Source organism: Sporichthyaceae bacterium, assembly GCA_036269075.1.
Lineage (GTDB): Bacteria > Actinomycetota > Actinomycetes > Sporichthyales > Sporichthyaceae > DASQPJ01.
The window spans coordinates 19,591-27,550 of sequence record DATASX010000006.1; the positions used below are offsets into that span (position 1 = coordinate 19,591).

At 71.5% G+C, this 7,960-nt stretch carries 6 protein-coding genes; 1 reads left to right on the forward strand and 5 read right to left on the reverse strand.

The window, feature by feature from the left end; genetic code table 11:
• Positions 1-10 precede the first annotated feature (10 nt).
• Both VHU88_01185 and VHU88_01190 read right to left on the reverse strand, forming a co-directional pair.
• Positions 11-1,435 (reverse strand): ATP-binding protein, encoded by a 1,425-nt coding sequence (locus tag VHU88_01185; protein ID HEX3610277.1) that lies wholly within the window; start codon positions 1,433-1,435, stop codon positions 11-13.
• Complete coding sequence (locus VHU88_01190) at positions 1,432-2,124, reverse strand: response regulator transcription factor (GenBank protein ID HEX3610278.1); 693 nt, start codon at positions 2,122-2,124, stop codon at positions 1,432-1,434. Before VHU88_01190 ends, VHU88_01185 begins: the two co-directional genes overlap by 4 nt.
• 296 nt (positions 2,125-2,420) lie before the next feature.
• Between VHU88_01190 and VHU88_01195 the strand changes: the two genes are divergently transcribed.
• A complete protein-coding gene (locus VHU88_01195) occupies positions 2,421-3,347 on the forward strand; it encodes a lysylphosphatidylglycerol synthase transmembrane domain-containing protein (GenBank protein ID HEX3610279.1) in 927 nt (308 codons plus the stop codon).
• Positions 3,348-3,353: 6 nt separating this feature from the next.
• Here the strand turns inward: VHU88_01195 and VHU88_01200 are convergent, their stop codons facing one another.
• The 3 genes from VHU88_01200 to VHU88_01210 all read right to left on the reverse strand — a co-directional run bounded on the left by VHU88_01200 (position 3,354) and on the right by VHU88_01210 (position 7,497).
• Entirely contained in the window at positions 3,354-3,623 is a 270-nt protein-coding gene (locus tag VHU88_01200) for a hypothetical protein (GenBank protein ID HEX3610280.1), read from the reverse strand.
• Between the two features lie 80 nt (positions 3,624-3,703).
• A complete protein-coding gene (locus VHU88_01205) occupies positions 3,704-4,081 on the reverse strand; it encodes a YciI family protein (protein ID HEX3610281.1) in 378 nt (125 codons plus the stop codon).
• Entirely contained in the window at positions 4,078-7,497 is a 3,420-nt protein-coding gene (locus VHU88_01210; protein ID HEX3610282.1) for a Pls/PosA family non-ribosomal peptide synthetase, read from the reverse strand. Before VHU88_01210 ends, VHU88_01205 begins: the two co-directional genes overlap by 4 nt.
• Positions 7,498-7,960 lie beyond the last annotated feature (463 nt).

Here is a 7,960-nt window from a genome sequence, read left to right on the forward strand (position 1 = left end):
TCTGGAATCATCACCCGCCGATCGTGTGGGGATGATGTGAATCGTCCGATTGGGCCGCCGGGGCGGTCGGGAGGATGAGGCTGACGCGGGCGCCCGGCGGCGGGTCGTTGTTGACCGCGTGCACGCTGCCGCCGTGGTTGGCCACGATTGCCGCGACGATCGAGAGCCCCAGCCCGGTGCTGGATCCGGCCAGCCGCGAGGCGCGTGCGGTGTCGGCGCGGCGGAACCGGTCGAAGGCGTGCGGCAGGAAGTCCGCCGGGAAGCCGGGGCCGGTGTCGGTCACGGACAGGCACACCCGCCCGGGGCCGTCGGGTTCCAGCCGGACCTCGACGCGCCCGCCCGGGCCGGTGTGGTCCAGCGCGTTGGACAGCAGGTTGTCCAAGCTGCGCCGCAGGGCCGCCGGGTCGCCCAGCACCGGGAACGCGGCATCGGTGGGCTGCTCCAGCCGCACGCCGGCGCGCTGCGCGCCGGGCAGCCGCGCGGCGACGGCCTCGGCGACGATGTCGGACAGGTCGACCCGTTCGAGGAGCCGCCGGCCGTCCGCGGCCAGCAGCAGCAGGTCCTCGGCCAGGTCCTTGAGCCGGTTGGCCTCGACCCGGGTGGCGGTGACCGCCTCCCGCAGCTGTTCCAGGGTGCGGTTCGGCCGGTCGGCGAGCTCCAGTTCCGCGCACATGATTGCCAGGGGCGTGCGCAACTCGTGCCCGGCGTCGGCGACGAACTCGCGTTGCTGCGACAGCAAGTGGTGCAGCCGGTCGAGCAGGTCGTTGAACGTCACCCCGAGCCGGTGCAGCTCACCGGCAGTGTCCGGCACGCTCAGCCGCGCCTCGGAGTCCGACGCCCCGAGCGAGGCCGCCTGCGCGCGCATCCGCTCGACCGGCGCCAGCGCTGCCCCGGCCAGCAGCCAGGTGCCCACCGCCACCACGACCAGCAGCGCCGGTCCGGCGAACTCCATCGCGTCCTGCACCCGGTCGGCTGCCGCGGCCGTGGACTCCCGGCCGACGCCCACCACGACTGTCCACGTCCCGTCGGCGCGAGGCACCCGGTCGACCCGCAGCCGCAGGTCCTCCCCGGACACGGTGCGATCGACGAGGACCGGGGAGCCCTCCGCGGCCGCCGGCAGCACCGCGTCGACCGACTTCGCCGCCCCGAGCGGTTCGCTGTAGCGGACCGCGCCGGACCCGTCGAGCACGACGACCAGGCCGTCGGTGGTCCGGGCCCGGCCGGCGCTCTGCGCGGTGGCCGGCATGTCCGGGCTGCCCTCGTCGGCCAGTGCCTGCAGGAACGGGGTGGCCCGTGCGGCCAGCACGCTGTCCAACGTCGAGCCCAGGCTGTGGTCCAGTGCTTGGGCGGCCAGGAACCCGAAGACGGTGACCACCACGGCCGCCGCGGCCGTGTAGATGACCACGAGGCGGGCCCGCAGCCCGTGCGGTCTCACCCCGCCTCGCTCGCGTCCAGCCGGTACCCGGCACCGCGCAGCGTGGTCAGGTCCTCCCGGCCGAACGGCTTGTCGATCTTGCGGCGCAGGTAGCCGATGTACTGGTCGACGATGTTGCTCGACGGGTCGAAGGCCATGTCCCAGACGTGCTCGAGGATCCGGGTGCGGGTCAGCACCTCACCGGGGTGGCGCATGAACAGCTCGAGGACCGCGAACTCCTTCGCGGTCAGGTCCAACTCGGTCCCGGCGCGGGTCACCACCCGGGAGACCGGGTCCATGGTCAGGTCGCCGCACTCGAGCACGGTGGGCCGGCTGGTCGTCCCGCGCCGCAGCAGCGCCTGCAGCCGGGCCACCAGTTCGCGCAACGCGAACGGCTTGACCAGGTAGTCGTCGGCGCCGGCGTTGAGCCCGGTGACCCGGTCGTCGACCGAGGTCCGGGCGGTCAGCATCAGCACCGGGGCCCAGCGTTGCCCGGCCCGCAGCCGGCGGCACACCTCGAAGCCGTCGAGGCCGGGCAGCATCGCGTCGAGCACGATCAGGTCGTAGTCCCACTCCAGGGCCATCCACAGCCCCTCGGACCCGTCCGGGGCGACGTCGACCGCGAACCCCTCCTCGACCAGCCCACGACGGATCACCGAGGCCATCGCCGCGGAGTCCTCGACCACCAGTACGCGCACGTGATCAAGCATCCCGCGCCATGGGTGTGCGGTCGATGTGAGCCACCGCCGATCCCCCGTCGGGCATCGCCGCTCGCGGGTGCGAATGGGTCGGGGATCACTGTGAGACCGGTCCCAACCGGGTGTGTCACATGGTCCCTACACCCAGTCTTGGGCAGAGTCGACCAGATGCCCGCGCGGCGGGCGCCTGTCGGACCCCGGCACGGGGCGGTGCGGACCCGACGGACGGCTGACGGCGAAACACTGACGGCGAAACAACAGACACGGGGTAGAGGCACGTGCGTTCGGAACATCCGAGGAGTTCCCGGTTGGGGCTCGCGGCGGCCGGACTGACGTTTCTGGCGGTCGCCGCGATCGGGTTCGGAAATCGCGGCACGCTCGGGCGGGGGTTCGCCCGGCTCGGCACGGCCGACCCGCGCTGGCTGGCGGTCGCGGCCGTGGCCGGGGGGCTGCTGTGGTTGACCGGCACGATCTCCCAGGCCGGGGCGGCGCGCGTCCGGCTCCCGTTCGTTCCGCTGTGCGCGGTCCAGGTGGCCTCGTCGTTCGCGGACCACGTGATGCCGTCCGGCTGCGGAACCATGGCCGTGAACGGCCGTTTCCTGCGTCGTCAGGGCCTGAGCCGCTCGGCGGCGGCCTCGGCGGTGCTGGTGCGCACGTTCGTCGGCTGGGCCGGGCACGTGGTGCTGCTGTTCGCGATCGTGGTCTGGCGCCCAAACGGCATGGGTCGGGTCCCCGGGGTGCCGTGGTGGGCCTGGCCGGTGGGTCTGGCGGGGCTGGTCGGTGCCGGGGTGGGGACCGCGCGGCTGGCCCGCAAGGCGGAGGCGCCGGGTCGGCTCCCGCTGCGTCGGCTGTGGGAGGCCGCGCGTGACCTGCGCGAGGGCTTCACCGTGATGCGCGACTGGCGCCGGGCGGCCGCGTTGTGGGGCGGCTCGCTGACCGGCCCGGTGCTGCACTCCGTGGTGCTCTACGCGGTGGCCCGCTCGATCGGCGTCCAGTTGGCGCTGGTGCACGTGCTGGTGCTGTACCTGGCCGCAGCCGCGGTGACCGGGATCCTGCCCGCCCCGGGGGCCGTGGGTGCCCTGGACGTGGCCCTGATCGCCGCGCTGGTGGCTGCCGGGGTCCCGGGAAGCACCGCGGCGGGCGCAACGATCGCCTACCGGATGATCACGGTCTGGCTTCCGCTGCTGCCCGCCGGGGCGCTGCTGGTGGTGCTGATCAGACGTCGGGTGGTCTGAGGCCCGTCAGCCTTTGGGAGCCGGCTTCTGGCACATGTACCAGTTGGGGTCGGACCTGCAGTAGTAGTCCTTGTCGTTGTTCTCGGGGTGGGCCGGTGGCTTGTCCGGGTTGGGCGGGGCCTTGTCGGTGCCGTCGCTGGACGACGGTGGTGAGGGCGGGGGATCGGCGGGGCCGGCGGCGAACGCCGGGCCGGCCAGGCCGACGCCGAGTGTCAAGGTCAGTGCGTATCCGGCCAATCGCGCTGCTGCGCGCCCGGGTTTGAATCGACTGGTCATGGCTAGGTGCCCCTCCACGCACGCGGGTTCTGGAGCCTGCAGGTTCCAACATCAATTGTGCTACCCGCGAATGAGTTCAATCAGTCGCAGCGCCGTGGCCTGCGGGGAACGTCTCGGGTAGGTCGTGGGTGAGCCAGGCGACGAGGGTTGGCAGCTGCGCTGGGCCGCAACGGCCTGGCCAGTGAGCTGGGCATCTCCAGCACCTCGAAGTCGGCGATGCCGGCCAGCACGGCCGGGTCCGCGCGGCCGAGGCTGCACACCTGCTCGGCGTCCTGCGCCGCGACGATCGCCAGCCCCCAGACCCCGAGCTCGCTGCTCACCGGACCGGCGACCACGACCTGGCCGGCGTCGAACAGCGCGGCCCAGTACGCCAGGTGCTCACCGATCACGGCGTCGGCGCTGGGGTCGCCGCCCTGCGGCTGGTGCGGGATCAGGCGGTAGACGAAGTGCCGCGTCACTTGCCGCCCTCCCCGGCGGCCCACCTGGCCCGCAGGTCCTCCAGCGCGTCGAGCTGGGCGGACAGCCGGGCCCAGGCGTCGCTGGCTCCGGTGATCGTCGACGGGTCGAGCGTGGGCAGGTCGTACGTGGGCAGCTCAGCGCTCGGGACCGCGACGACCGGTGCCGGGGCCTGGGCCTGCGGCTGGATCGACGCCGGCGCGGCGACCGGCGTCGGGGCTTCGGCCACTCGGCTCGCGATCGCCGGCCCGCGCGCGGCCTTGGTCCGGGCCTTGGCCTTGGCCACCCGGATCGCGGCCGCGGGTTTGGCCGCGGGCTTGGCCGGCACCGTCGCAACCTCCGCAATTCGCGCGGCGGCTGGGGCGATCGAGGGCTCCTGATGGGCCGACGGGCCATGAGAAGTCGCAGGTCGGGACGCCTCGCCGCCGACGGCGTAGGCCAGGCCGAGCAGCCCGGTGAGCCAGGCCGCCGCGCCCAGACCTGTCCAGGCGACCGGGTAGCCGCCGGACAGCGCGCCGTCCAACGTCACCCAGGCACCGGCTGCGCCGAGCGCGAGTGAGTACCCGGCCAGGACCAGGCGGGACCGGCCGGCGCGCTGCGCCGGGATCGACGCGACCGCGCGGTCCGGCGCGGCGAACAGTTCGTCGGCCGGGAGCACCGCGGCGTCCAGCGGCTCGGCCGGGTTGCCGCCCCAGTGCTCGCCGTCGGGGACCTGCTCGCCCTTCATCAGGAACGAGCCGGCCGCGATCACCGCGCCCGCACCGATGCGGGTCCCGTAGTGCACGAAGGAGGCCACGCCCAGGGTGGCGCCGGCGCACACCTCGCTGCGGGCGGACTTGAACGCGCCGTCCTCCTGCGAATGGGTCTGCACGCCGCTGGCCAGGTTCAGCGTGACGAAGTCGCCGATGGTCATGAAGCTCTTCTCGGGGAAGGCCGCCCCGTCGTCGAAGACCTGCCGGCCGACCTTCATTCCCAGCATCCGCCAGAAGATCGGCTTGAGCGGGGTTCCCGCCAGGAACTGGACGTAGCCGCGGTTCGGGATCTTCCAGTAGCGCTCGTGCCGCCAGAACTTGTTGTCGTAGATCGAGACGCCGTCCGGGACCAGGGTTGCGTAGTGGGTGACCGCCCGCTCGACGGCCATGTAGAACAGCATCAGGAACACGCCGTAGCCGATGTCGGTGACGGCGAACGACCAGTTGCCGATGCTGTTGTAGAGCTCGCCGGCGCCTTCCGCGGCGACGAACACCCCGAACAGCGCCAGCCAGCGGACCACGCAGAACCAGACCACGCTGATGCCGTTGTGCCGGTTCTTGCGCCGCAGGCCACGCTTGACCTCGGCCGGGTCGACGACGGCCAGACCGTGGTCGCGGGCGACGCTGCGCGGGATCTCGAATGCCGGTGAGCCGAGCAGGCCGATGCCCTCGCGCATCGGGCCGTCGGTGGGGACCATCACCATCGTGCCGAGCAGGACGTTGTCACCCGCGCGGCTGTCCGGCGGGTAGACGATGCCGTTGCCGAGGAAGTTGTCCGCGCCGATGCGGGTCGGGGAGACCCGGAACGAGGAGGCGGAGTACTCGGCGTTGGTGATGGACAGGCCGTCGGCGACGACCGTGTTCTTGCCGACCGAGATCCCGAACGGGCTGTCGTGGATGACGGTGCCGAAGTTCGTGCCGGTCTGCACGTAGGGCTTGAGCCGGTACCCGACGACGCGCAGGAAGTGCAGCACCAGCGAGCTATCGGCGACCAGTGCCGAGTAGTACTTCATGTTGGTGATGCGGGTGAGCGTGCGCAGCGCGGTGTGGCGCGCGCCGTGCAGCGGGTACACCTTGCCCGGGCGGACGTACAGGCTCAGCAGCCGCGCGCTCAGCACCATCAGCGGGAACGCGACGGCGGTCACGCCGAAGAACACCGCGGCGGAGTCGATCAGGGCACCTTCGTAGAACCCCAAGCCGGTCATCGTGCCGTCGCCCCAGGACTGGCCGGGCATGTAGTCGGGCAGCACGAACATGCCGGACACGACCAGCAGGCCGAAGGGGATCGTCAACACGATCAGGTTCACCAGCTGCGAGGTGCTGAACAGCGCGCGCCGGAATCCCGAGCGCCCCAGTTCGTGGTCGGTGCGGAAGTTCGCCGTCATCGGCTCGGCCGGGCAACCGCCCCAGTTCTCACCGTTGGGAATCATCTGACCCGGCATCAGAACCGAGGCGTGGCCGAGCTGTGCCTCGTCGCCGATGCGGGTCTCGATGTCGACGACGGCCTTGGCGCCGATCACCACGTGGTCGCCGATGACTATCCGCCCGGTCCGGATCACCCCGGCCTGCGCGTGGTAGCCGCTGATCACGGCGTCCTTGCGGATCACGGTGTCCGAGCCGATCCGCAGCAGGTCGGTGCACACCGGGACGGTGTTCATGAAGATGGTGGTGCCGCGGCCGACCTTCGCGCCGAGCGCCCGCAGGTACAGCGACATCAACGGGGATCCGTTGACCAGGTGGATCATCGGGTTCTTCTGGACCAGCGACTTCACGACCCAGAACCGTAAGTAGTTCCAGGTCCAGACGCGGATCTCGGTCTGCTTCCATCGGCCGATCAGCGCCCACTTGAACATGACCGGGATCGCGAAGGAGGCCAGGACGCCCGCTGCGCCGACCGACATCGCCCGGAACCAGGCGTCCCAGGGTCCGTCGACGTCGGTCATCCAGTTGTCCGCGAGCACGCCCACGAATGCCAGCACGACCGGCAGGGTCAGCAGCAGCAGCAGTTGCGCGCAGCCGATCGCGAAGTGCTGCAACCGGCCGACCGGCGCCGCGGGCGTACGGACCTGCGCGGGGGCCGGCGGCTCGAGGGGCGCGACCGGCGCCCCCGCGACCACTGCGACCACCGGCGCTGCCGGGGCGTGGCCGGCGTTGAGGGTGCGGGCCAGCGCGGCCACGCTGGAATCGCGGTAGATGTCCTTCATCGACACGTTGGGCAGGTCGGCGCGCTTGCGCACGCGGGAGCAGAACTTCGCCATGGTCAGCGAATCCGCGCCCAAGTCGTCGAAGAAGTGCGCGTCGGCGGCCACCTGGTCGAGCTCCAGGACCTCGGCGATCAGCGCGGACAGCGCCGCGGTCAGGGCCGTCGACGAGTCGAGGGCAGCCGGTGCCGCGGCAGCGGTCGGCGGGGGAGCGGTCGCGGCCAGGCCGGCGGCCAGCGCGGCCACGTTCGTCCAGCGGTAGACGTCCTTCATCGACACGTTGGGCAGGTCGGCCCGCTTGCGAACCCGGGAGCAGAACTTCGCCATCAGCAGCGAGTCCGCGCCCAGTTCGTCGAAGAAGCCCGCCCCGGTCTCGACGACCGCCACCCCGAGCACGTCGGCGAGGATGTCGGCCAGTTCGGTGGCCAGCTCAGCGGCCGACCGACCCCCGACGCAGGTTGTCACAGCGCCTCCCTTGAATACGCGTTGACGCCCGCGACTGGCCCCCACCAGCGGACTTCGACGTTCGGCGCCGGTCTTCGGTTCGAGCAGACCTCGAACCCCAGCGCGCCCGCCGTAACCACAGAGTGGAGGCGATCTCACATTCGCGCGCTGGAACCATCACAAGACTCGTATTCGGTTAGCCAGTCGTTAACCATGCGCTTCGCACATCGTCCGAAGGGCCAAGGTCATGCCGCTGTTCGGCCCAGGGTGCTCTCATTCGTTCAGAGGGCTGCAGAGCTGCCATCGGCAGCTTCCCGACCGAGCCCCACCCGAGGAGCGCACGATGCCGGTGATCTCGTCGCCGCAGGAGTTCAACACGGATGACTTGTACGTGGATCTGCGTGCGGTTATCGACGAGCCGCTGTTCCTCAAGTGCGAGGGGTTCAACTTCGCGGGGTCGGTGAAGTTGAAGGCTGCCGGGGAG

What these genes read in the sequence shown, in the direction of transcription:
- VHU88_01200 (HEX3610280.1), bottom strand. Translation starts at nt 3,623, where the DNA reads ATGACCAGTCGATTCAAACCCGGGCGCGCAGCAGCGCGATTGGCCGGA.
- VHU88_01190 (HEX3610278.1), bottom strand. Translation starts at nt 2,124, where the DNA reads ATGCTTGATCACGTGCGCGTACTGGTGGTCGAGGACTCCGCGGCGATG.